Origin of the sequence: Vibrio sp. 10N.222.55.B11 (assembly GCF_041473705.1) — a bacterium.
Lineage (GTDB): Bacteria > Pseudomonadota > Gammaproteobacteria > Enterobacterales > Vibrionaceae > Vibrio > Vibrio crassostreae_C.
This window is the reverse complement of sequence record NZ_JBFRST010000041.1, coordinates 181,955-205,401: the sequence shown is the minus strand read 5'-3', so window position 1 is coordinate 205,401 and position 23,447 is coordinate 181,955. Positions and strand designations below refer to the sequence as shown.

Genomic DNA, 23,447 nt, shown 5'->3' with positions numbered 1-23,447 from the left:
ATAAATATCTTTGTCGTGTGGATAAAACACCCTAGTTGATGTCCCAAAGTGACATAACTACTATGCGATCCCAACGGGTTTGTCTTTTCAAACGAATATAGACAGACCCAAATCGTTCTTTAACACCACTGACCCAACTTCAAATCTCCCAGATAAGCGCTCAGCCTTGCCGTTGCTTATATCGGTTTCAAATAGATCACTTTTTGAATATTAATTCGCACCCAGTTTATGAGCGCTCTTTGAGTGCTTTTTTATATCTAAATGAACCTTTTGGAAAATTTGTCGTGAACGTTTTAAGAAATATTTGCCCTGAGAAAATGGGTAAAGAGCGTAACAAACGAGAGTATGATTTACGCGTACTTAATTGTGTCAGTGAAAGCGAATATGAATCGCGTATGGCGGTTTGGAATAGCCTTGCGTTAACTGCTACTCCGTCTGCTTCGGAAACAAAGGGCTTCATCGATGAGTCTTTCAACAAGCTTCAACAAGACCTGAAAGAAGCTAGCCGTGAGTTATCGATTAACTACACGGACTTCATCGCAATGGCGCATGAAGAGATCAACTACATTAAGGTGTTTGTTGCTGATAAAACAGCACAATACGGTTGGTACGCTGCGATCGTTCTTATGGTCATCGGCACGGTTGCTCTGTGTATTCAGTAAGTTAGACCACAAATTTTACTGGCTACTGCATCGAGCGCTTTAATGCGCTCTAACTAGAAAACAAATGACGAGTCTCATTTGTTTTCTAGCCACCACAAACTCACTCTCCCATCAAAAACAACAAATCTTGGGTCGCTTGTTTCGGGTCTTCTGCGTGACATATCGCTGATACCAAGGCCAGGCCGTGAATACCTGTCTGAACCAACTGCGGAATGTTCGATTCGTTGATTCCACCGATACCAACAATCGGCAATTTCGTTGTTTTCAAAGCCATTTGAATGCCTTCATAACCCCAATGTTTCTTTAGATTCGTCTTAGTCGGTGTGGCAAAAATCGCACTGAGACCAATGTAATCGATCGGCAAACTATCTGCTTGTTGTAGCTGCTGTTCAGTTTCAATTGATAACCCAAGAATCTTGTCTGAACCAATCAGCTTACGTGCTAACTCTGCAGGCATATCCGATTGACCCAGATGCAAACCATCGGCGTCGACAGCCAATGCTACGTCCACTCGGTCATTGATGATCAGCGGAACACCTGAGCCAGCCAGAATCGACTTAACCGCTTGTGCTCGTTCAATGAAGGCTCTTACGTCCCCATGTTTTTCTCTTACTTGAACCATAGTGACGCCACCCGCAACCGCTTGTTCAACCACGAATTTAAGCGTTTCTAGATCTTGTTGGTCGTCAGTCACCAGATAAAGTTTATAAGGGTTCATCGCGTACCTTTGAAGTCGATTTCTAAAATTGGTTTTCTGCCATTTTACCGACAAATCACATCCTATGCATGGAAGTTAGCACTTAATTCCTTAAGTTAGGCGGTTGAATTCAAATACGCAACTCGTTGAAAGCATGTTGAAAAACCCGATTTTTCTAACAAAAGCGTTACTTATTACACAAACTATTCGCTTTAGCATGCCCAGAATGCTGTTTTATGAAATACTCCCCTATGAAGGAATCAGGTAAATATAGGGATAGTTATGCGCCACCTTTCTATAGCGCTCAAGATCAAGCTGGGTTATGCCATCTGCTTGCTCTTTTTCGTCATTTCAGGCCTTGTGAGTTACAAAGGTATTCAAACCTTGTCGAACGGCTTTAGCCAGTACAGTGACCTCAGCCACAAGGCGACATTGTCAGGCAACATTCAAGTGCACTTTCTTCAGATGCGTTTAGCTTCTGAACGTTACTTAGAGTCATTGGATGATCAATACGAAGCGAATTATCAATCGAGCAAACTTGCGATTGATGAACTGCTGAACAACTTAATCCAAACCACCACCAATACTGATAGCTTGTCGAGCCTGCAATTAGTGCAAGACAGCGTTGCAGCTTTTGATGCGGCTTATGGATCAATGAAACAGAGCCAACTGCTCATTGACCAGTTAGTGAACGTGGAGATGGTCACACGAGAAACCAACGCACTGAAAGCGGCTCAGAGCTTATTGTATGAGTCTTACAATAACAATGATCCAAACGCGAGCTTATACACAGGCATGTTGATGGAGAACTTCCTCGCAGCCAAGATCACAGTGCTGAGTTACTCAAACAACAACGACCTCAAAACCTATGAAGCTGGTAAAGACATTTTTGAATATGCTCTGCCAGGTATAGAAGGCGATATTGAATCTCTTAAATCATCTCCTTATCAAAGTGAATTGATTGAAGATTTCTCTAACCAACGGGAAGCGTACGCGAAAGGCTTTGAGCAAGTTCATCAACAGATGATTGAGAACACGCAAAGAACCGCTACCCTCGCCTCTATTGGTGACAGCTTAGCGATTTCGGTAGCTGATGCTCAGAGCATTCTAGAACAACAGAAACAAGCATTAACACCAGAACTGCAAGCCAGCGAAAAGCGCTCGATTCAAATCATCATATTGCTGACGGGTGTGGCTTTAGTTATTGGCATGACGAGCGCCGTGTTGGTGACTCGCTCTATTACTAAAGGCATCGCACAAGTTAAACAGATCACCAACGAGCTTTCTCAGGGCAACCTGAATGTGGAAGTGAACATTGAGAGCAAAAATGAGATTGGCGAACTGCTGACTAATATGGAGATCACCATTGAATCTCTGCGCGATATTGTTGGCCAAGTGAACCGTTCTAGCGTGCGTATTGGTGAGATGTCGGAGTCACTCAATCAAGTGACCAATAACAGCTCGACCAACGCAACACAATTGAATAGCGAGATGATAAATATCTCTTCTGCCGTTGATCAGCTGGCTTCAAGCACATCAGAGATAGCTTCAAGTGCCAACCACGCCTCTCAAGTCGCGAACCAAGCGACCGAGAATGTCGCGATGGGTCTCAAGGAAGTAGACAAGACACTGCACGAAATTGGCAGCGCCGATGAAAGCATGCAGGTCAGCAGCCAGAAAGTGACCGACCTGCACAAAGAGTCGATGAACATTGGCGCGATACTGGAAGTAATCAAAGGCGTATCTGAGCAGACCAACCTTCTCGCGCTGAATGCCGCAATTGAAGCCGCTCGAGCAGGCGAACAAGGTCGTGGATTTGCCGTCGTAGCCGATGAAGTAAGGACTCTGGCTAAACGTACCCAAGATTCTGCAAGCCAGATTGATGAGCTCATTACCTCACTACAACGTGGCGCTAAAGATGCGTTAGAGTCAATTAAAGAGAGCCACAGCACGGTTTCAGATGCTTCAACTCAAGCACAGCAAGCTTCTCAGAACTTACATGTGATTAATCAACACATCCAAGATCTGAATCAAGCCAACAGCCAAATCGCAGTGTCAGTTGATGAGCAGGATCGTCTCACTAAATCACTCGGTGAGAACGCGCAAGGTGCAAACACCATCGCGCAAAGTAACCAAGAATCAGTCAGCAGCATTTCAGGTGCAGCCAGCGACTTAACTGAGGTTGCTCACCACCTAGAGAGCCAAGTGAATCGATTTAGAACCTAGCCAGCTAGTCCATACACAGCTGGCACAGTTCCAAAGCAATAATAAAAAGCCCCCAGCACATAAGTGTCGGGGGCTTTTCTTTATCTAAAGAGATTTAAGTTAGGCTTGTGGCTTAGAGTTCGGTTAACCCTACTGAATCTTCAATCGTTGAATCAGAGTCTCTTCGTCTAACTGATACAACTCATCAAGCAAGTTAATTTGCAAGCTACCCGGGCCGCGTGAGTTTTCAGCTGCGATTTCACCAACCACACCTAATACCGCTGCTGCCGCCAAACCACTGTCATCACCAATAGCAGCAAATGCGCCCGTCAATGCTGTTAAAGTACAGCCCATGCCTGTCACATACGGCATCATTGGATGACCATTGTTTAACGTCACAACACTGTCTTTCGTGACAACGTAATCCGTCTCACCAGAAATAACTACATTCGCGCCGTATTCAGCCACTAAGCATTGCGCAGCGCCTAATGCAGCATCACTGCTATCCAACGCATCAACGCCTTTGCTCTGTGCTTGCTCACCCGCTAGCGCGATAATCTCAGACGCATTACCACGAATGATTAGCTTATCGGCTAAACGTGCAATTTCACGAGAAGTCTCAGTACGCAGCGTACTTGCACCGCAACCCACAGGGTCAAGAACCACAACCTTATTGTTCGCGTTAGCTTGTTCGACCGCGAAGCGCATTCTTGGCGTCCAAACACTGTCTAATGTGCCAATGTTAATCACAAGCGCGCCAGAGAATGACATCATCTCAGCCAGTTCTTGTTGTGAGTGCGCCATGATAGGCGAAGCGCCAATCGCCAATAACGCGTTGGCCGTGTTGTTCATCACTACATAGTTAGTGATGTTCGCAACCAGTGGTTTTTGCTCTCGTACTGCGCGCAACGATTGGATGATTTGTTCAGTTAGCATGGATAAATCCTTATTCGTGAAAGTCGCTTTAAGCCGCGGTTGAGTCATTAAGTGCATTCAGACCTTGCTGCCAAAAAGCCACTTCCATACGCGTTGCCGTTTTGAAGATATGAACGATGTTCTGACCGCGCTCGCTGTTGATATCAATTTCAGCAAGCAGCTGGTTGAAGTATTCCGCGCCCGTTGCCACGCCAGATTGGAACTCTTCTCCGCCGTATAGTTGCAGCCAGCTTGCGTACGAGTTGCCTTCTAATACAGTATCACTGCTTTCTAACAGCGCTTTACCAATCACGGCATAACCGATTGAACACGGAGCCAGTGCCGCATATAAGTCGACAAGATCACCCGTCATACCCGCATCTAGAACGTAGCGCGTGTAGGCAACAGTGCCGAAATCTTCAGGCTCGTTTTCTAAATCCGATTCGGTTAAACCCCACTGACCACAGTAAGTCACGTGGTGTGAAATTTCAGAATCTAACAGAGCATGAACACTAGGCAGTGCACGACGCATATCAGCCAAGGTTTTAGCCTTGTAAATTGCCAATGCATAAGCACGGGCATACTGCTTTAAAAACAAAAAATCTTGCTTCAAATAATGCAGAAAACACGGCTGAGCGAGGGTGCCGTTTGCTAGCGTTTTAACAAAATCATGCTCGGTGTAGTCTTGCCAATCTTGCTGACAGGCTTGGATTAAGTCTTGGTATTTCATGAGATTCCTTAGTCAAAAGTCGGTACGTAATCAGCGGCTTTTGGTAGTGATTTGATGATGCCTTTGTCGAACATGAACTGTGCGTAATCGTCGTAACGCTTCATATCTACAGCAGAAGGGCGAAGTGCAAAGCGAGTCAATGTGTCGTTCCATGCGCGTTGGTTAAGCTCGTTATTCAACGTATCTGGTGAATACGCCACAAACTCACTCCAAGAGTCTTGCGGGTGGTTCACAATGTAAGTCGTTGCTTGCTCGAGCGCTTTGTTGAATGCTTTGATGGCTTCGTCGTCGTGTTTCTTTGCGTTCGCCACAAAGATCAACTCGTCGTAAGCTGGCACACCGTGCTCTTCTGGGAAGAATGCTTTGGCTTTAAATCCTTCAAGGGCTAGCTGGTTCGTTTCGAAGTTACGTAAGCCACCCCAAATTGCATCTACCTTGCCTGATGCCAGTGAAGACGAAAGAGCCCAACCAACATTGATGGTTTGCACATCTGTAAACGCAACGTTTTCCTGAGCCAGCATGGTACCGATCGTCGCTTCTTCATTACCCGCAATCGCGATACCGATCTTCTTGCCTTTCAGATCCGCTAACGAATCGTTCTTGCCGTTATCCAGCACCATGAGTGTGTTCAGTGGTGTCGCAATAAGGGTTGATGCACGAACGAGAGGCAAGCCTGCCGCCACATCCATGGTTAAACTTGGTTGATAGGTTACTGCGAGATCGACCTTACCTGCTGCAACGAGTTTTGCAGGTGTGCTTGGGTCAGCGGGTTCTTGGATTTCAATCTCTAGACCCTGATCTGCAAAGTAACCGCGCTCTTGAGCAATCACAATTGGACCATGGTTCGGGTTTACAAACCAATCCAACATCAGTGTCAGTTTTTTCTGTTCCGAATCCGCTAATACATGACCTGAAACCAATGAAGCAAGCAGTGCCACTGCACCTACCAATTTGGTATTTTTCATAGTTAACCTTCCCTTTTGAATATTATTATTGTGTTTATAGAGCTCATTTTTAACGAGCTATTGTTGAGATAAATAGCGTTGAGCGAAGCCTTATTAAACAAAGTGTTATTGAGCAAGCCATTACTGGTTCTCCCAAGGGATAGCTTTTTTGAGTAATTTATCTGTAACGAAGTAGAGCGAGATAGACAGCACCGCCAAGATGAACAAGGCAGCAAACATCTCATCGATGATCATGCGCGCGTTGGCCTGCAGCATTAAGTAACCCAGCCCCTCACTCGAACCAACCCACTCGCCGACAACCGCTCCAATTGGCGCAATCACCACCGCCACACGAATGCCAGACGCTAAGGTTGGCAGTGCGGCAGGAAGTTGGATATGACGTAGCAATTGCCACTTCGATGCACCCATCGTCTTGGCAAGATCGAGATAACCTGTCGGTGTATTGCGTAGACCGTCGTAACAACAAGTGGTTACTGGGAAGAAGATAATGATCGCCGCCATCACCACTTTTGATGCGATGCCATAACCTAGCCACAGCATCAGTACTGGCGCGATAGCAAACACAGGGATCGCTTGGCTGGCAATTAAGATAGGCAATAGCCAACGCTTTAGCGGATCAAACATCAGCATCTGCAGGGCGAAAAACAGCCCCATCGACAAACCGAGTAACAAGCCAAGTAGGATCTCTTGCGCAGTCACCCATGTGTGTTTTAGTAACACATCGTAACGTTCAATCAGCTTTAAAAAGACTTCTGCTGGCGTGGGCAGAATGAAGCTCGGCATCTCGAAGATAACCACAACTAACTGCCATAAACCGAGAATCACAGCACTGCTGATAAGCAAACGAACAACAGGATTCATCTGACGATGGCGTGTAGTGTCAGCCTGTCCGTTAGTTGAATGAGCTACAGCTCCACTTCGCGTTAGATCATTCATAATCACGCTCCAACTGATCTAAGATCGCTTGTTGCAACTCGGCACACTCACCATCGAGCACTCGTGGTGTTGATGTGAGAGGCACAGATAAAGACTGAGCATTCGCAGGTGTGCCTTGCAACACATACAAATTGTCCGCCAAACGCACCGCTTCTTGTGGATCATGGGTGATCAACACAACGGTTTTATCTCTCAACAGCTCACACGCTAAGCTCTGTAGTTTGTGTCTCGTTACCGCATCCAACGCAGAGAACGGCTCATCCATCAGCACCACTGGCTTGTCTTGCATTAAAGTTCGAGCCAAAGCGACACGTTGACGCATACCACCAGACAACTGATCCGGCATCGCATTCGCATAATCAGCCAAACCAACCGCAGCGAGCAACTCGAGTGCTTGATTGGTTTGCAGTGCTTTGTCAGAAGCTGAATTTTGAAAACGATGACTCAGACATACATTGTCGATAACCGACAGCCACGGCAGCAACAAATCCTGCTGCGCCATGTAAGCGATGCGATCCGTTAAAGGCAATTCATCAGAGGTTGTCAATATTCCCTGCCACTCCACCTTGTCGTCCAACAAGCCTGCCAGATAACGCAATACCGTGGTTTTCCCGCAGCCACTTCGACCTAGCAATACCGTCCACTTACCTGCGTTTAAGCTAAGCGACAATCCCGATAAGGTTGCGTGCTCACTGTCGTTATAACGTAAAGAGGCATTGCTGAGCTGAACACCCACCGTATTAACAGACATTCCCGTGCCCAGCGAAGAAGTGATTTACGGGCCCATGACCTTGGCCGACTTGCAACTCATCAGCATGAGCAATCGCGCGCGAAATGTATTGTTTGCCTAGCTCAACAGCCTCTGACAGCGTGTTGCCTTGCGCTAAGAAAGAAGCAATAGCAGATGAAAGCGTACAACCCGTACCGTGGGTGTTTTTGGTAGGAAAACGCTTCGCACTAATCAAAGCAGACGTGGTTGGCAGAATCAGTAAGTCGTTACTGTTCTCATCCTTCTCTAAATGACCGCCTTTGAGAAGAACGGCTTTAGCACCTAGTGCACGCAGGTCTTCAATCATATCCTGCATTTCGGCTTCGCTTTCAGGCACAGCTTTGCCCGTTAGTGCTGCGCCTTCCGGCAAGTTAGGAGTAATGATGTCTGCCAGCGGAATCAGCTCTTGTTTTAACGTCGTAATTGCCGAGTTTTCTAACAGCAGATCACCACTTGTCGCGACCATCACAGGGTCAATCACTAAGTGTTTAGGTTGGTATTGTTTGATTTTGTCCGCGACGACTTTGATGATTTGCGAATCAGCCAACATGCCGACTTTTACCGCCACGATATTCAAATCGGTAAACACTGCATCTAACTGACTAGCGACATGCTCTAGTGGGATTGGAAATATAGCGGACACGCCTTGGGTGTTCTGAGATGTAATCGCGGTAATTACCGAACAAGCGAAGCTACCCGTTGCAGACATGGCTTTAATATCAGCTTGAATGCCCGCGCCACCACCACTGTCAGAACCCGCAATGGTCAAAACAATCGGAGTATTGATCGAAGAAGATTGGTTTTCTGGTGTTTGAGTGCTGTTAGGTGATACTTGAGAATTGGAATGCTGTGTCATGGTCGCTCCTACTGTCTAAAAGACGTAAGAGAACCGAACTTTGGCCGCAAAGAGAGTGTGGAGGTGAAAGCAATGAGAGATCATTGTTGAACCACGTAGGCAAAGTAATCATAGTTCCCTACGCCAGTGTTAACTGAATCAGGTTCAACGGGTCTCGAATAACGATCTCAGCAAACACCAACTAAGGTATATGCCCCCCGACTATTGATAACGATAGTAACAGCACTCTCGCAACTGAGATACTCATTTTATTCAATTATAAGAATCACGCATGAATTTAATTCAATTAATCCCGTTTTAACAAATACTTATAATGGCTTTTTAGTTGGCTGAGATTGGATGAATAAACACATCACTATCAAGAACATACCTAGCCATCCAACCAATGGAATAAGCTCACCCACAATACACACGGCCAACACGGCGGCAACGACTGGCTCAAGTAAGGTAATCAAGTTGGCGCTACTCGCTGTGACATGGCGTAGCCCAAAACTGAAAGCGATATAGCCTAAACATTGAGGAAGTAACACCAAGTAACTCACCACCAATATATTGGTATTCGATGCGAACAAGTTATCCCCCGTAAACCAAAGCGTTGGCAGTAGCAACATCGCTCCTAGCCCAAATATGCTGCCCATCGCTGCTTGCGACTTAATGCCTTCGTCTATCAGAGCTTTTGTCGCCCATGAATAAATGGCGTAACACAACCCAGCAATCAACCCTAATCCAATGCCCAAAAGCTTCAGATCGTCACCAGAATCATTCGCTGATGATGATTCTGAAAATACCAGTAGCCCAATACCAACCACGCCAATGGCAAAGCTCGTTAACCAACGTTTGTTGATATTATTCTTTTTGCTAATAAGACACTCTAAAAGTGCAGAAAAGAAAGGAGCAGTAGCTATCGACACCACTGTGCCCATTGCGACACCCGATAACTTCATCGAAGAGTAAAAAGCCAGAGGATAGATCGCCAAAGCCAGCGCACTCGCCGCTAACAACTTTTTGTTGAGCAAAAGCTTATCAAGTGAAGATAAGATCTTTCGATACGCCAAGCCCGCTTGCATTAGACCACCGACGCCCATAGAGAAAGCACCAATCGCTAGTGGGCTTAAATCAGGCGCAAAGCTTGCGGCGGTGCCTGTCGTGCCCCATAAAATAGAAGCAAACAAGATGGCTAAAGTGCCCGTTTGGAATTCGTTAACGCGATTGATGGCAAGATTCATTTCTATTACCCAATTTTCAGTTCTGAAATAGATAATAGTGAAGATTGATAAAAGTTAGTTTGCCGAAAGGACGCTATTGTTGTTTCTAAAGACTCTCTTTCATTGAGCCTAGAAACGCCCTTGGAGACATCCCAAAGTGCTGAGAGAAGCGACGACTGAAAGCAGACACATCACTATAGCCCACATTTTCAGCAATCAATTGAACCGGTAAATCGGTATGAGTTAACAAGGCTTGGGCTTTCTCCATGCGATATCGAGTGATGTATTTAAGCGCACTGATCCCCAGGCACTCTTTGAAGCGTTTTTTAAATTGAGTGGGGCTCAAACAGGCCGTTTCTGCAAGTTGTGAAATGGATAACGGTTGCGTGTAGTTATCCGCTATCAGCCTTTGTACCGCCCGGATTCTTGGGTCGATGCTCTTGCTCACTTGTTGTTGCTCTAACAGCAGTGAAAACACATCCAAGATGGATGACTCAATACCGCTATCGACCTGATATTCCAGCTGCTTCTCAACAAACAACAAGAAGCTCATCAAAGGTGGCGTTATCGTGAAAACCGAGAGCTCATGCTCCAACAAGTGCTGCGGCAACTCCGCCATATCCGCGACAATAAACCGCGCGGCTTCATCCGCTTTAAACGCATGCGCTGTAGTTACCGGAATCACCACACATTCTCCCACGGCCACTTTGCCGACATACCCCACCATCTCGATATTGATACTGCCTTGGATCGGCAATACCAGTTGATGATGGTCATCATGAGCATGGGTATTAAATTGCTTGGTGTAAGATCGAATACTTAAGCTAGATTTCATGAGCAACGCCGGAATTCAGTTTATTGAAACATGAGTGTTAAAAAGAAATTACATGATTTAAGCGAGGGAGTCACATCGGACTAGTATTTTTGTCGTATCTCTTTCTAGCCTTTCTAAGTCGGAGCAAAAAAGCCGTTTAAGTATTGATACTCAAACGGCTTTTTACTCAAGTCTAATTCGCAATCTCAAGAACAGTTAACCGAATCGGCTATCACTTCCTAACAAAATCGCTCATTCAGACTCTATTATTTTTGAAGTTGCTCTTTAGCGGCTTCAACCTTAGAAAAATCTAGGCCAAGCTCTTCAACTGCTTCTTTGATTAGCGCAGGGTTTTGCATTACCTGGCCCATCAGCATTTGAAGTTTATCTTGTGGTAAGCCAAGTTGGCTGATCGTCGCCATTGCTGCAAGAGGGTTCTCGGTCAACGTCTTGAATAGCTCGCTGATCTGCTCGTCGCTAATATTGTTCTCTTTCAACATTGCTAAAATCGGGTTCATTTTTTTGCCTTTGAAACACTAAATTAAGTAGGAGCACAGCATACCATCTAGCTGTGCTCGATTGTACTAGCAACTTATACTTTGCCTACTGTGAAGTAACCCTAAGCCTAGCGAGACTCTAATGGGTAAGAGCGGTAGCTCCACATACCATAGGTTCTAAGCGCATCTCGGTAGATACCTAGTAGCTCACCATCACTCGCCTTCTTAAGATCTGCGAGTGGCTTGTCTGGGTAAGAAACCGTATCAAAAGTAATGCCCTGAGGGCCGGTTTGCCAGCTAGCGATTTCAAACAGAGTTTGACCACGACGAACATGGCTTGCCGAGCTAATAATGGTCGCGTGCTTAATATCATGGCGAGCAAGTGCGTAGCTACTGAACAAGGCATTGCCAACCGTGCTAGTCGCATAGTTTTCTTCAATGATGCGATCTTTGCTTACCCCTTTATCGATAAGCCAGTCCGCCATCAACTTGCCTTCAGTCTTGTGGTTCTTGGGCACGCCACCCGTTAACACGATCATCGCATCCGGATTCGCTTTAGCCATCGCCAATGTCGTCTCAAGACGCTCAATCAAGATCTGATGCATTGAGCCGTCTGGATTCAGCGCATAACCTAGAGTAACGATAGCGCCGTGATCATCAAGCAACCCTTTGTCCGCAGATTCTTTAAGCGGTGTTTCTAGCACGCGATCGACCGTAGCAAAAATGCGTTTGATGTCTTCTGCTTTACCTTTGTTCAGGCTTTCTAGCTTCTCCATGTGCTTGTTGGATTCACTTTCATTACCTTCAAAACGCTGCCAAACCGCAAGATAAGCGTGAAGATCAACATCGTCTGGTGCAACCGTCAGCGCTTGTTCAAACAGCTCAATAGCTCGCTCTGCATTCTTGTTGTAGATCTGAGCGTTCGCTGCCGAGATAAGCAAGTCAGTACGGTAAGGTTCTAGTTGGTAAGCTTCTAACAATCGGTTAGTCACAATTTCCATGTTACTTGGCATTTTAGCCGTGAAGCCCGCGTGAGAAATTCTTGCCGGAGACTTAAACGCCTGCAACGCATCAAGAAGTAATTGGTCGACAACTTGTCGCTTGGTCACCAACTGCGCGTAATCCGCAGAAGCCTGTACAGCGCCATCGTTAGCTGCAAAAGAATAAGGTGTTGCGCCAAAAGCGAGCATGCCACCAAGAGCGAGGGCGATAATGTTCTTTTTCATGGAAAGATCCTGTGTCGTTAAGTGTTCACATCAGATTTGCTCACCAATGTAAGCCGCCAAGATTAAAAAACCGTGAACCAAACCTTACTCTCCAAGGTTTATATTCATTTGTTGCATAAGATGTGGCTGCAGATCACGATTTTATGCGCCAGAGTAGGCTCAAATATCCAGATAGCTTCGAGTTATGAGGAGCTCCCTTGATGTCTTAGGAATATTTAACTTCAAATCCCACCTGCCTATTCCATCTAAATCCGTAAGTTTCGAAGCTCTGTCTTATTTCTAAATGTACGTTTTATGTTCATTATTTCAGCAACTTAAAACGCTATCTCCCTTTTAGTCCACGCTCATTCACGTTTGCTCACCAAGTTCAAAAAGCACAGAGTGTGATATCAAATCAGTCAATTCACAGAAAATTCAAAAATCAATCATTGAACGATCGTTCAAGTGGTGCTTTAATAAATGACCAATACAAGGAGTTACCCCATGCTTAAGTTCTATTTTCACCAAACACCAAACCCAATGAAGATCGCTCTGTTTTTGGAAGAGACAGGCCTAGATTTTGAACTTGTTCCTGTCGATACCTTAAAGGGTGAGCAGCATTCACCGGAATATCGTTTAATCAATCCAAATGGCAAAACGCCTGCGATTGAAGATGAAGGACAACGTGTATTCGACTCTAACGCTATCCTTCTGTATCTCTCAGAGAAAACAGGCAAGCTTGGCGGTCAGCCAGAAGACAGAGCTGAACTACTCTCTTGGATGATGTTTATCGCGAGTGGCCTTGGTCCATATTCAGGCCAATCGGTACACTTCCGCCATGCTGCACCAGCAGGCTTAGACTACGCTGTGAACCGATACCTACGTGAAGCACAACGTCACTACGAAGTGTTAGAGAAGCATATAGAAGGTCGTGAGTTTATCGTCGGAAATGAGTACACGATTGTCGATGTCGCTGCATGGGGCTGGATTGATAAAGCACCTGTCGTGCTTGGTGAAGAAGGCTTAGAACCCTACCCGAACTTGAAGCGCTGGTTTAACGCAATCAACACTCGCCCTGCTGCACTGCGTGCTCGCGAAATCGGCAAAGGCATTGAGTTTAAAACCGAACGTGATGAAGAAGCGAAACGAGCACTGTTTCCTTCGAATTTCCCAATCAACGAATAATTCAGCATGAAGTAAACGATGTGGAGCGAAAGCTCATTACTGGGCGAGCTATCTAAAAATCAATAGTATTGTTTCTATTAACTGATACCACACTAGTTAAAATATCAATACTATTGATATAGCTATTGTAAGAACCCTTACCGACATCCGATGGTGTCTCTGTCGGTCGTGCCGGGGAAAAGTCCTGAATCAATTACTCTGGATCGCAGCGAATTTGTAAAGCATATGTTAGGCATGAATTAAACTTCGACTACAAAGCATAAACTTATTTTCAAGATACCAAATGAAAAAACAATCATGTGACAATCAACTAAAGAGACGATAAATGAGTTTTACAAAGACTAATAGCATTTGAAAGTAATATTAATTTTTGAATGCTAATTCAAATAATTAGGCGTTCTGATAGTTTTGCTTTTTTCGTTAATATTCTAGGCAACAAAATGAGATCAGGCTGCCTTAGTGCTTTACTTGTTACAATATCTGGTACGTGCTACCTGTCTATAGGTTTTTCAGGACTTGAGAATCAGTTTGGTATGGTATGGGCAGGAGCTGCGTTAATCGTCTTAATCGTGTTTAATTTGACGCTGCCACTCTCTTTAGGCGCTTACTTTTATACTACAAGTATATTAGGTTGGCACTGGTTTGAGGCATCATTATTCACGTTAGTACTAATAACCATCATAGTTCCTGCGATCATTAAATCTGTTAGTCACATTCTAAATCCAGCGTCTTCTGAAAATTAGACAGATTATTAGCGCGCAGGTTTAATGACATTGATTTTATCAATTTCACGTAAAAAAAGAGCCGCTTTAGCGGCTCTTGATTTTCAAACTATTCGAATCAGTTCAGATTACTCTTTACCGAATACGTTGTTTTCTTGTTCTTGTACACGAATGAAAGTTGTACGCTTAGTTAGCTCTTTAAGCTTTGCTGCGCCTACGTATGTACAAGTTGAACGTACACCACCAAGGATGTCAGAAATTGTGTTGTGAACAGAGCCACGGAACGGAAGTAAAACAGTTTTACCTTCAGCAGCACGGTACTTAGCAACACCACCTGAGTGCTTGTCCATAGCCGACTGTGACGACATTCCATAGAACTTCATGAATTGCTTACCGTCTTGCTCTACAACTTCGCCGCCTGACTCAGAGTGACCTGCTAGCATGCCGCCTAGCATTACGAAGTCAGCACCGCCGCCGAACGCTTTAGATACGTCACCCGCACATGAACAGCCACCGTCACCGATGATCATGCCGCCAAGGCCGTGTGCTGCGTCGCCACACTCGATGATTGCAGAAAGTTGAGGGTAACCTACGCCTGTTTTAACACGTGTAGTACAAACAGAACCAGGGCCGATACCAACCTTAACGATGTCTGCGCCAGCTAGGATTAGCTCTTCAACCATGTCACCCGTTACAACGTTACCAGCAGAGATAACTTTAGTCGGGAATTCAGCACGTACTTTTTGTACATACTCAACTAGGTGCTCTGAGTAGCCGTTAGCGATATCAATACAGATAAATACGAATTCGTCGCTAAGCGCCATGATTTGCTTAGTTTTCTCAAACTCAGCTTCAGAAGTACCTGTTGAAACAAATACGTTGTTCAGCGTTTTCTTGTCTGCTGTTTTTGCGAACTCAGCCCACTGCTCTACTGTGTAGTGCTTGTGTACTGCAGTCATAACACCGTGCTCTGCTAGAGCAGCTGCCATTTCAAAGCTTGCTACCGAATCCATGTTCGCTGCAATTACTGGAGTACCAGACCATTGACGACCGCTATGCTTGAATGTAAAATCGCGGGTTAATTCAACTTGAGAACGGCTTTTAAGGGTAGAACGCTTCGGACGGAAGAGTACATCTTTGAAACCTAACTTAAGTTCTTGTTCGATACGCATGATAATTTGTCCTGTAATCATATTACGTGTCGTGCGTTTTCGGTAAGCGTTGGCAGACGCTTTACTGAGTTTCGGACACAAAAAAACCGGAGCGTTGGCAGACGCTCCGGTTTTCAGCATTATAGGCTGTGATTTACTAACAGCAAGTCTGATATTTCATTTTTTTTTGTGCTATCCTCTCAAAGATTCCATATCTGGTAAAAGCTTCCCGCCCGTCATTTCCTACTAAATTCATAGTAATTAATAACTTAACAACATATTCACGCAAACGCTGTCGGTTTATTGCGCAAACGTTTCCCTTGCAAATTCGGCGAAAAAATCTTCGATAAGGCAAATTTGTGAAAAAAGTGCCCTTTAATCACATAAAAATCACACTTTTCTTGAATCAAAAAATGCGTTTTTTCTTAAATAATTTCATTTTTTTCTGACTTTTTTCGCTTCGAGTGCCGATCTCAGCCCTCTTTCATTAGCCCTGAAATTTATAAAGTACAAAGGCAAGATCGATTAGCACGTTCGAAACTTGGATGAGCGGGGTAAAGTCCACAAAATATGGCAGGTTAGGTGCGCTTATTTATGAGAACCCAGCGGATACAAGCCGCTGTTTATAGAGCCTAACAACAACTCGACTAAAGTTAACGAACACGGAACGCCTTTCTTTAGTTCGAACTCATTACTACAGGATCAGATACAAAAATGGCCAAGGGGATTAACCTTGGCCATTTTTATTTGGTTTTCAGAGTGCTCTTATAAGGCGATTCAATTTTCACCTTAAGGTACGTCAAGCCTTTTTCTGAGACATCAGAGCTTCAGCAGTCGCATCTTGAATCGACAAGAACAAGGATGTCACTTGCCCAGTTGGAGAACGCATCGGGTTAAGCGTGACGTTCTGATACATAAAGTCGGCTTGCTGAGTTACTGGCCTCACGTTGCGGCACTTAAACAGATAAGGCCTTTGTTGCCATGTAATGAAGCTGCGACAGCCTAGGTCATAGACTGGCTTGGTTTTCAGCCTAAACCACTCTTCTGGGATCTCAGGAAACAGTTCAAAGATCGATTTACCGATCGCGTCATGCGATTGCTTACCGCTATGGTGCGTCATAAAGCCATTCCAAACTTGTACCTGAAAGTCACGGTTAATGACCACCAGCCCCATATCGACGTTTTGAACCATGTCCACCATCCAGTGGAACTGTTCAAATTCAGCAGGAAGATTCAGCATATTAAAACTCCTCCATTAGGTAGGCCAATTTGTTGTCTAGAAGAGGCAGAGACTCATCAACGAACATAAACAGAAGGTCACAACGGATAGAAGTGCCATCAATGTTGTAGCTAACTTCAAAGGTCATGGTCTTTTTAAATGAGCCGCTGGTATTTTCGATGACCGAGTCGATCGAGATATGTTGCCCTAGTAGAACAGGCGAACTCTGGAAGAAACGAACTTCTGATTGCTCCCCTAACCCATTCAAGAAAGAGCCGACTAAGATGTTCGATACATCCATCAGCAGCTCTAGTTCTTCTAGCTGCTCGCTTTCTGTTGGCACCTTCATGAGCTTCTTAAGGTCGCTCACACTGGAATCACTCAACAAAACTAGTGCTTCACCTGCAATGCCTTCTCCGCTGAAGCCTTGGCAAACACCCGACACTTGGTCGTTGTCGGCTAGGTCGCGAAGTGCCATGTGCAATTCACTCACTTCGAAGATGTTAACGTTCGGCAGCGGTAGGTGAACAAACACATTAAAGTGACGAGCCAGTGCATCAGCGGCACGGCCTATCGCTACGTTCGCGACTTCCATATAGATATCGCGTCTGCGAAGTATTGGCAGTTCTAAAGCGGTTGGGGTAATGATTTGAGGTTGTTTTGGCGGCTCAACATGCTCACGTAAAATGGCTTTTAGCGCTTCTTTATCGATCGGCTTTTGCAAAAATGCTTTGGCGCCAAGATCCAGCACCTTCTTTTGTGCTTTTGGTTGTATGTCACCAGAAACAACGACAACAGGCGTGGTATCACCTAAACGTTGCATCTCTTCCAATGTGCCATAGCCGTCTAATTCCGGCATGGTTAGGTCGAGGAACATCAATTTGAATTGGTTTTTAGCGAGCTCTTCAAGTGCATTAAGCCCATGAACAGCAAAAGTTATATCTGCATTTAGAGAACTAGGCAGTGACCGAGCCATCTGCTTCCTTGCTAACGCAGAATCATCACATATAAGAACTGGGAACGACATAAATGCACCACTGACAAATTAAAGCTAATTCGACCGAGTGTAACAGAACATTATGGTATCAGGTACGGGGTGAATGGATTTATGTGCAGATTATTAGTAAGAATGATGAAACAGGTGGGTAAGCTATTATTTCGCATTATTCTTCATGAAAAACAATATGCTACAAAGGTAATAGCCAATCCTTGCTGTTGAGTAATAGCACTATTATATTTAACAGCAGCCTTAACAAGCGGGTTTATTAAGGCTCGACTGACTCATTCATTGAACGGCTTTATGTAGCCATGATAGAGAGCTATCCAACAAAGCTAATGCAAGAGAACTAGAACTGATATGAAGGCCATAAAATCAGTAATGCGAAACGTATGATCACAGCAAATACCAACAACGCGATCCCCAGGCGATACCATTTGTATTCGGCGATGTTCATTGGGATACGCTTGTAGAACATCGTAATCACGCCTTTCCAATCGCTACTGCGTCTTCCGTACTGCATCATGCTCGTCAAAACAAACAGTGCGCCAAGCACTAACATTCCTTTTTCAGCCCAGAACAATCCAACTTCCATTTGTGTATTCCTTGATAAAACGGTGAGCAACTCAAATCATTCTAGTCACCTTTTAGCTCGGTTTCTGTAAGACCAAGGTCTAAATTACGAAGTACGCAATTTAGGGCTTATAGGTCATTGTTGGTAATTGATAGTTCTCGGTCAGCAATACAACGTTTATCGTTCAAGGTTCCATGGTAAAGGCGAGCATCACAAGCAAATCACGTATAAGCATGATTCGACAAATCTGGAGATTGGTTGTTCTTTTGAATGACACGCATCAATTGGATAAGCAGCAGAATACCTGTCACGCCTAAGCCAACACCGATTCCGCCCCAAATCCCTGCCAATTCGAACTTAGGCATCAAATACCAAGCCGCAGGCAAGCCAAATACCCAGTAACCGATGGCAGTCATCACGGTTGGCATAGAGACAATCTTCATGCCTCTTAGCAGGTTAATCGCCAGTAGTTGCCAAGCATCAACAATAAAGCACAAAGCAACGACCCAAATCACAGAAGCCAGTAGTGAAGTCATAGCACCCGTGCCATCGTCTAACTTGAAGATAGAAGCGATCATCTCAGGCCATATAATGAACACGGCCGACAACGCCACACTCAACACCGACACCAATATGAAGCTTTGAATCGAGGTTCTTTTTATTCCTTCGTAGTTACCCGCGCCAAAATCACGGCCAACCAAAATCGCCGCAGCTTGTGAGAAACCAAAATTGAAGTTCCAAGTAAAGCTTAAACATTGCAGCAAGATTTGGTGCAAGGCTAACGAAGCAATACTGATCGTGCCCGCCATCAAGGTGCCACCGTAAATCAAGCCATGCTCAAGTAAAGCAGCCAAGCCGATAGGTAGACCCATCAACAACAATGGGCTCATCAACTTGATTGAATACTCTTCTGTATTTAGCCAAGGGGCGAACTGCTTAAACTCGTCACGCTTAAATACCCAAACCGTGTATCCAACCATCACGATAAATGCCGCGATAGCCGTACCAAGCCCTAAACCTGTTAAGCCCATGTCTAATTGGAAGGTGAGAAAGTAGCTCACTGGCACATTCAGAATTACGGTGATAATCGACATCACAAGAATGGAGCGCACGTTGCCAAACGCACTGGTTAAGCCACGAAGTACCAACAAGATAAGCGAAGGCAACATTACCCACTTCAAAGCATGGACATATTCCATGGCTAAAGTGATCACTTCTGGTGGCTGTTTGGCTGCTTCTAATACCAACGGAGCAAACCAGAAGCTGGCCATTAAGGTCACGCTGAGCACGAATGCCAACATGGTTGCGCCTTTCACCGCCAATCTAATTTGAGTATTACCAAACTCAGGGCGAGCTACTCGCTGACCATAAGCGATCGCAATCAAATTCGCGACACAACCCACGGTGCTGCTCGCAATAATGAAGATGAAAAAGTAGATTGAGGCACCTAAGCCACCAGCCGCAAGGGCTGACACACTGATACGCGACATCATCCAAACATCAGTAAGGACTAAAGCCATAGAGATCAGCTGTGAAATGATCAAAGGGAATGCAAGAGTGAGTATTTTTTTCATGAGCGCCTCAGTTAATTTCGCCCAAAATACGATCGATGAGGCTGGCGTTCAATTGATAAATTTGCGACTCTAACATTCCATAAACTCATGCGAACGAATTATGACCCCATATCCTAGCTTGCCATCATCACATAATGGCTTAAAAGCCTTTGAAGCTGCCGCAAGGCTGATGAGCTTTACTCTGGCTGCCGAAGAGCTGCATGTGACACAAAGTGCGATCAGCCGACAGATCAAACAGCTTGAAGATGAGTTAAACGCATCACTGGTTATTCGTAAGCATCGAGCCATAGAATTAACGGTACAAGGTCATGATTTGTATGTCGCTTTGCGAGAAAGCTACGGTAATATCGAAGCTGTTATCGCCTCTTGGAGTGAGCCCAAGCAGAAGCGTATCGTGATCAAAGCGACTCTGAGTTTCGCGACGCGAGTATTGATCTCCAAAGTTCGGGAATTAAACGAGCGTTATCAAGATCATGAGATAGTCATTGTTCCTGTGATTGAGGAAGACGAATCGATTAATAGTAGTGAGTATGATCTACTGATCTTCCACACGCGTTTCAAAAAACGCTATGACAAGGCACCTGACATTACCTTCTTGCGTGAAGAGTTCATGGCGCCGGTTTGCTCTACTAGTTTAACCACCAAAGACACCGACCTTGATTCAATCTTAACCTTGCCAAGGCTGCATCCAACCTTAGATCATCACGACTGGAAAGTGTGGCTGGCCGATGTTGAATTCCCACCAAAGAAACCTGTCAGAAATACCAGCTTCTTGTCTTTAGATATGGCGCTCAGTGCCTGTCTATCCGGTGAAGGGGTTACGGTCACGGATCTGTTGTTAGTTCAACAAGATCTCCAACGAGGCTTCTTGTACTGCCCTAGAAATGCAAAAATCCAACACAGTGCTTGGACTTACTTCATGCACCAGCGTAGTCACACGCCTATCATCAACGACCTTATTGAATGGCTTAGAGAAGAGACAACAAAAGAGATCGAGTTGCTGAAAGTACTCGCACAGCAATATCAATGGTTTGGTGTAATAGAACAGGACAAAGACTTTGGTCGGCTCTTCTAAACTACGTTATGATTCCTTTTCCCCTCAACCAATTGATATTTTTATGCCTTCTTTCTCTTTTTCACTGATCCCTGTAGGGGTTCGGTTCATAATCCTTTCTGCTTTTGGATTCGCACTGATGTCAGCTTGTGTGAAATACGTTAGCAATTACGGCATACCTGTATTTGAAATTGTTGCAGCAAGGGCTTTGGTGTCGTTGATCATCAGCTACATCGACGTCAAACGAAAAGGCATTTCGATCTGGGGAAATAACAAACCTTTGTTGTTTGTTCGAGGCGCAGTTGGTACAGCAGCCTTGATGTGTGTTTACTACGCTGTGACCACTTTGCCATTAGCCGAAGCGACCATTCTACAATACGTTCATCCTGTATTTACCGCCCTACTTGGCGTGTTATTTCTGAAAGAACGCGTCCAAAAATCGACCATGACCTGCATTGCGTTCTGCCTAGCTGGGCTATTAGTGATGGTACAACCAAGTATGAACAGTGGCGCGAGCAGCGAGTTACCGCTATTTAGCATTATGGTGGCGTTATGTGGCGCATTTGGTAGCTCAATTGCTTATGTGATTGTGAGAAAACTTAGCCAAACGGAAGATAGCTCAGTCATCATCTTCTACTTCCCATTGGTTGCGCTACCAATCTCAACAGCTCTTATCTGGAACGACTTTGTATGGCCTAGCCTATTCCTAACCATGATGCTTGTGCTCGTCGGGATTTTCACACAAATAGGACAATACGGTTTAACCAAAGCAATGCAAACCCAGGCAGCAGGTAAAGCTTCAGCTTACTCATACGTGCAGATCGTCTTCTCAGCGCTATTAGGTGTGTGGATCTTCAATGAGATTCCATCGGTTTGGACTTATCTAGGTGGTGGCCTGATTGTCACTGGTGCACTCATTAACGTGTTTGGTAAACAGCTATTGGTGCCGTTCAAGGCTAAATAAGTAACCCACTCAATATCAGCTGATAAATAGAATCTAAAAAGGGCATTGCGGATTATTCCACGATGCCCTTTTCTATAAATGCTCTCTAGCGCGCTTTCATTCAGCTAACCAACTTTAACAAAGCGGCGTATTACGTAACTAACTCGTGGCATTTCGTAACTTAGGATCATCACTCAAATACTCAACAAACTCGATTTCAAAGCCTGCAGGATCCACAAAGTAGACATTTTTTCGATAAGGTTCTTCGGCACCGGGTTTGGCAATTGGAAAGCCCGCATCAACAAGGCGTTGAGTGACACTTTCGATATTATTGGTCACATAAGCGAAGTGTGCGAGACCAACAGAATGCCCAGCCAAATCTCTATTTTCACCTTCACCGTGATCACTTATTGCTATGTATTGGTACTCGTCGCCAAAATGCAGCCAGTTACGTGGCTTACCTGACCACTCCCCTTTTCCCTCATCACGGACATACCAATGAGGGAACGCCGCTTTATAGAAAGCCAGCATTTCTGGGATATCTTTTACCACTAAATTCACATGTTCAAGTTGGATCATTCTTCTCTCCTTAAAGTATTCTCGTAAGCAACGTTGCATATCCTAATACCTCAAGTTAAGTTGAGGTAAAGCACTAATTTGCATTTATTTCGAGAACGTCTTTAGAGCCCAAACTGTTCTACTTTGACTACATACAAACCTTAAGTTTAGACGACTTAATCTAATGTGGCTTCCTTGCCTGTGTTCTGTTCTTTGTGCCTTGGTGATCTCGTTGTTCAGAACAGATAACTAAATCGCGACACACATTGGTGTATTTGAAACAGGGTCACGAAACACGCTCGCTTTGAGATCAAACACGTTACTGAGCATAGTTTCGGTCATCACCTCATCAGGCGAGCCTTCTGCTATTAAACACCCTTTTTCCAAAACCACTAGATGGTCGCAGTAACGACTGGCTTGGTTAAGATCATGCAACACAACAACCACCGTTTTTCCTTTGGCATTCATCTGTTGCATCAGGTTCATTAATTCCACCTGGTGAGACATATCAAGGTATGTGGTCGGTTCATCCAACATCACTACGTCCGTATCTTGTGCAATTACCATCGCAATCCATGCTCTTTGACGCTGGCCACCAGACAGTGACTCAACAGGCTTATCAGCAAACTCAAGCACACCTGTATCACGCATAGCTTGTTCGACAATCCTTTGATCGTCCTGCCCTAGCCTCCCCCAATGAGACACATAAGGCGAACGGCCATATTCGACCAACTTTCTTACCGTGATCCCCTCAGGGCTTACCAAGATTTGCGGAAGAAGTGACAACGAACGAGCAAGCGCTTTATCGCCATAGCTTGATAGCGGTTTGTCTTCAAACAACACCTCTCCAGCCACTGGTTTGTTAATTCTGACTAACGTCTTTAACAAGGTAGATTTACCGCACCCGTTAGGTCCTATCAATGCGGTGATTTTTCCCTTAGGGATAGAAACCGACAGGTTCGGTATGATCGTTTGTTTGCCGTACGCGACGGAAAGATTCTGCGTTTTAAGCAT

General features: G+C 44.9%; 23 protein-coding genes and 1 riboswitch. Of the genes, 5 read left to right on the top strand and 18 right to left on the bottom strand.

The genetic code is table 11. The annotated features are described in order from the left end of the window. Window positions 1-317: 317 nt before the first annotated feature. Entirely contained in the window at window positions 318-662 is a 345-nt protein-coding gene (locus AB4503_RS15310; protein WP_017064409.1) for a hypothetical protein, read from the top strand. A gap of 100 nt (window positions 663-762) precedes the next feature. Here AB4503_RS15310 and thiE read toward each other — a convergent pair whose 3' ends face one another. Further along, window positions 763-1,380, bottom strand: coding sequence for a thiamine phosphate synthase (gene thiE / locus AB4503_RS15305; RefSeq protein WP_017061909.1), 618 nt, complete (start codon window positions 1,378-1,380; stop codon window positions 763-765). 261 nt (window positions 1,381-1,641) lie between these two features. Between thiE and AB4503_RS15300 the strand changes: the two genes are divergently transcribed. After that, complete coding sequence (locus AB4503_RS15300) at window positions 1,642-3,585, top strand: methyl-accepting chemotaxis protein (protein ID WP_372115330.1); 1,944 nt, start codon at window positions 1,642-1,644, stop codon at window positions 3,583-3,585. 129 nt (window positions 3,586-3,714) lie between these two features. Here the strand turns inward: AB4503_RS15300 and thiM are convergent, their stop codons facing one another. The 10 genes from thiM to AB4503_RS15250 all read right to left on the bottom strand — a co-directional run bounded on the left by thiM (window position 3,715) and on the right by AB4503_RS15250 (window position 12,477). After that, window positions 3,715-4,500, bottom strand: a complete 786-nt coding sequence (gene thiM, locus AB4503_RS15295) for a hydroxyethylthiazole kinase (RefSeq protein ID WP_372115329.1) — start codon at window positions 4,498-4,500, stop codon at window positions 3,715-3,717. Window positions 4,501-4,528: 28 nt separating this feature from the next. Beyond that, window positions 4,529-5,209 carry a thiaminase II gene (gene tenA / locus AB4503_RS15290; protein ID WP_104216408.1) on the bottom strand — a complete coding sequence of 227 codons (681 nt, stop codon included), beginning with the start codon at window positions 5,207-5,209 and terminating at the stop codon, window positions 4,529-4,531. A gap of 8 nt (window positions 5,210-5,217) precedes the next feature. Then, window positions 5,218-6,174 (bottom strand): ABC transporter substrate-binding protein, encoded by a 957-nt coding sequence (locus tag AB4503_RS15285; RefSeq protein ID WP_372115328.1) that lies wholly within the window; start codon window positions 6,172-6,174, stop codon window positions 5,218-5,220. Between the two features lie 120 nt (window positions 6,175-6,294). Beyond that, a complete protein-coding gene (locus AB4503_RS15280; protein ID WP_372115327.1) occupies window positions 6,295-7,110 on the bottom strand; it encodes an ABC transporter permease in 816 nt (271 codons plus the stop codon). After that, on the bottom strand, window positions 7,103-7,861 hold the full coding sequence (locus tag AB4503_RS15275) for an ABC transporter ATP-binding protein (RefSeq protein ID WP_372115326.1): 759 nt from the start codon (window positions 7,859-7,861) through the stop codon (window positions 7,103-7,105). Before AB4503_RS15275 ends, AB4503_RS15280 begins: the two co-directional genes overlap by 8 nt. Further along, entirely contained in the window at window positions 7,851-8,735 is an 885-nt protein-coding gene (gene thiD / locus AB4503_RS15270; protein ID WP_372115325.1) for a bifunctional hydroxymethylpyrimidine kinase/phosphomethylpyrimidine kinase, read from the bottom strand. The genes AB4503_RS15275 and thiD overlap by 11 nt, the downstream gene beginning before the upstream one ends. Window positions 8,736-8,833: 98 nt before the next feature. Continuing rightward, window positions 8,834-8,945: riboswitch (TPP riboswitch) on the bottom strand. A 98-nt stretch (window positions 8,946-9,043) separates the two neighbouring features. Then, window positions 9,044-9,961 (bottom strand): DMT family transporter, encoded by a 918-nt coding sequence (locus AB4503_RS15265; protein WP_372115324.1) that lies wholly within the window; start codon window positions 9,959-9,961, stop codon window positions 9,044-9,046. Window positions 9,962-10,046: 85 nt separating this feature from the next. Continuing rightward, window positions 10,047-10,775, bottom strand: coding sequence for an AraC family transcriptional regulator (locus AB4503_RS15260; protein ID WP_029224262.1), 729 nt, complete (start codon window positions 10,773-10,775; stop codon window positions 10,047-10,049). Window positions 10,776-11,020: 245 nt separating this feature from the next. Continuing rightward, complete coding sequence (locus AB4503_RS15255; protein WP_004731647.1) at window positions 11,021-11,272, bottom strand: DUF2999 family protein; 252 nt, start codon at window positions 11,270-11,272, stop codon at window positions 11,021-11,023. 107 nt (window positions 11,273-11,379) lie between these two features. Next, on the bottom strand, window positions 11,380-12,477 hold the full coding sequence (locus AB4503_RS15250) for an ElyC/SanA/YdcF family protein (protein ID WP_372115323.1): 1,098 nt from the start codon (window positions 12,475-12,477) through the stop codon (window positions 11,380-11,382). A 483-nt stretch (window positions 12,478-12,960) separates the two neighbouring features. Here AB4503_RS15250 and AB4503_RS15245 point away from each other — a divergent pair, with 483 nt between their 5' ends. Further along, complete coding sequence (locus tag AB4503_RS15245; protein WP_372115322.1) at window positions 12,961-13,641, top strand: glutathione S-transferase family protein; 681 nt, start codon at window positions 12,961-12,963, stop codon at window positions 13,639-13,641. A gap of 850 nt (window positions 13,642-14,491) precedes the next feature. On the opposite strand, the gene AB4503_RS15240 is transcribed toward AB4503_RS15245, so the two are convergent. The 5 genes from AB4503_RS15240 to AB4503_RS15220 form a co-directional block, all read right to left on the bottom strand. Continuing rightward, the gene (locus tag AB4503_RS15240; protein ID WP_017062429.1) at window positions 14,492-15,535 is read right to left on the bottom strand and encodes a GMP reductase; all 1,044 of its coding nucleotides are present in this window, start codon (window positions 15,533-15,535) and stop codon (window positions 14,492-14,494) included. A gap of 778 nt (window positions 15,536-16,313) precedes the next feature. Beyond that, window positions 16,314-16,754 carry a PAS domain-containing protein gene (locus AB4503_RS15235; protein ID WP_017062430.1) on the bottom strand — a complete coding sequence of 147 codons (441 nt, stop codon included), beginning with the start codon at window positions 16,752-16,754 and terminating at the stop codon, window positions 16,314-16,316. A gap of 1 nt (window position 16,755) precedes the next feature. Next, window positions 16,756-17,760 carry a response regulator gene (locus AB4503_RS15230; RefSeq protein ID WP_372115321.1) on the bottom strand — a complete coding sequence of 335 codons (1,005 nt, stop codon included), beginning with the start codon at window positions 17,758-17,760 and terminating at the stop codon, window positions 16,756-16,758. A 319-nt stretch (window positions 17,761-18,079) separates the two neighbouring features. Beyond that, window positions 18,080-18,325: a hypothetical protein gene (locus AB4503_RS15225; RefSeq protein WP_010430578.1), complete on the bottom strand. Its 246-nt coding sequence runs from the start codon at window positions 18,323-18,325 to the stop codon at window positions 18,080-18,082. 200 nt (window positions 18,326-18,525) lie between these two features. Beyond that, window positions 18,526-19,878: an MATE family efflux transporter gene (locus tag AB4503_RS15220; protein WP_017062432.1), complete on the bottom strand. Its 1,353-nt coding sequence runs from the start codon at window positions 19,876-19,878 to the stop codon at window positions 18,526-18,528. A 100-nt stretch (window positions 19,879-19,978) separates the two neighbouring features. On the opposite strand from AB4503_RS15220, the gene AB4503_RS15215 reads away from it, so the two are divergent. Then, entirely contained in the window at window positions 19,979-20,953 is a 975-nt protein-coding gene (locus tag AB4503_RS15215) for a LysR family transcriptional regulator (RefSeq protein WP_017068435.1), read from the top strand. A 43-nt stretch (window positions 20,954-20,996) separates the two neighbouring features. Beyond that, a complete protein-coding gene (locus tag AB4503_RS15210) occupies window positions 20,997-21,896 on the top strand; it encodes a DMT family transporter (protein WP_372115320.1) in 900 nt (299 codons plus the stop codon). Window positions 21,897-22,034: 138 nt separating this feature from the next. Here AB4503_RS15210 and AB4503_RS15205 read toward each other — a convergent pair whose 3' ends face one another. Together AB4503_RS15205 and fecE are read right to left on the bottom strand one after the other, a co-directional pair. Then, a complete protein-coding gene (locus tag AB4503_RS15205) occupies window positions 22,035-22,454 on the bottom strand; it encodes a VOC family protein (RefSeq protein ID WP_017072063.1) in 420 nt (139 codons plus the stop codon). Between the two features lie 228 nt (window positions 22,455-22,682). Next, on the bottom strand, window positions 22,683-23,447 hold the full coding sequence (gene fecE / locus AB4503_RS15200) for a Fe(3+) dicitrate ABC transporter ATP-binding protein FecE (protein WP_029235210.1): 765 nt from the start codon (window positions 23,445-23,447) through the stop codon (window positions 22,683-22,685).

Coding starts and splice junctions, on each gene's coding strand:
- AB4503_RS15310 (WP_017064409.1), top strand. CDS start 318: ATGGGTAAAGAGCGTAACAAACGAGAGTATGATTTACGCGTACTTAAT.
- thiE (WP_017061909.1), bottom strand. CDS start 1,380: ATGAACCCTTATAAACTTTATCTGGTGACTGACGACCAACAAGATCTA.
- AB4503_RS15300 (WP_372115330.1), top strand. CDS start 1,642: ATGCGCCACCTTTCTATAGCGCTCAAGATCAAGCTGGGTTATGCCATC.
- thiM (WP_372115329.1), bottom strand. CDS start 4,500: ATGCTAACTGAACAAATCATCCAATCGTTGCGCGCAGTACGAGAGCAA.
- tenA (WP_104216408.1), bottom strand. CDS start 5,209: ATGAAATACCAAGACTTAATCCAAGCCTGTCAGCAAGATTGGCAAGAC.
- AB4503_RS15285 (WP_372115328.1), bottom strand. CDS start 6,174: ATGAAAAATACCAAATTGGTAGGTGCAGTGGCACTGCTTGCTTCATTG.
- AB4503_RS15280 (WP_372115327.1), bottom strand. CDS start 7,110: ATGAATGATCTAACGCGAAGTGGAGCTGTAGCTCATTCAACTAACGGA.
- AB4503_RS15275 (WP_372115326.1), bottom strand. CDS start 7,861: ATGTCTGTTAATACGGTGGGTGTTCAGCTCAGCAATGCCTCTTTACGT.
- thiD (WP_372115325.1), bottom strand. CDS start 8,735: ATGACACAGCATTCCAATTCTCAAGTATCACCTAACAGCACTCAAACA.
- AB4503_RS15265 (WP_372115324.1), bottom strand. CDS start 9,961: ATGAATCTTGCCATCAATCGCGTTAACGAATTCCAAACGGGCACTTTA.
- AB4503_RS15260 (WP_029224262.1), bottom strand. CDS start 10,775: ATGAAATCTAGCTTAAGTATTCGATCTTACACCAAGCAATTTAATACC.
- AB4503_RS15255 (WP_004731647.1), bottom strand. CDS start 11,272: ATGAACCCGATTTTAGCAATGTTGAAAGAGAACAATATTAGCGACGAG.
- AB4503_RS15250 (WP_372115323.1), bottom strand. CDS start 12,477: ATGAAAAAGAACATTATCGCCCTCGCTCTTGGTGGCATGCTCGCTTTT.
- AB4503_RS15245 (WP_372115322.1), top strand. CDS start 12,961: ATGCTTAAGTTCTATTTTCACCAAACACCAAACCCAATGAAGATCGCT.
- AB4503_RS15240 (WP_017062429.1), bottom strand. CDS start 15,535: ATGCGTATCGAACAAGAACTTAAGTTAGGTTTCAAAGATGTACTCTTC.
- AB4503_RS15235 (WP_017062430.1), bottom strand. CDS start 16,754: ATGCTGAATCTTCCTGCTGAATTTGAACAGTTCCACTGGATGGTGGAC.
- AB4503_RS15230 (WP_372115321.1), bottom strand. CDS start 17,760: ATGTCGTTCCCAGTTCTTATATGTGATGATTCTGCGTTAGCAAGGAAG.
- AB4503_RS15225 (WP_010430578.1), bottom strand. CDS start 18,325: ATGGAAGTTGGATTGTTCTGGGCTGAAAAAGGAATGTTAGTGCTTGGC.
- AB4503_RS15220 (WP_017062432.1), bottom strand. CDS start 19,878: ATGAAAAAAATACTCACTCTTGCATTCCCTTTGATCATTTCACAGCTG.
- AB4503_RS15215 (WP_017068435.1), top strand. CDS start 19,979: ATGACCCCATATCCTAGCTTGCCATCATCACATAATGGCTTAAAAGCC.
- AB4503_RS15210 (WP_372115320.1), top strand. CDS start 20,997: ATGCCTTCTTTCTCTTTTTCACTGATCCCTGTAGGGGTTCGGTTCATA.
- AB4503_RS15205 (WP_017072063.1), bottom strand. CDS start 22,454: ATGATCCAACTTGAACATGTGAATTTAGTGGTAAAAGATATCCCAGAA.
- fecE (WP_029235210.1), bottom strand. CDS start 23,447: ATGCTTAAAACGCAGAATCTTTCCGTCGCGTACGGCAAACAAACGATC.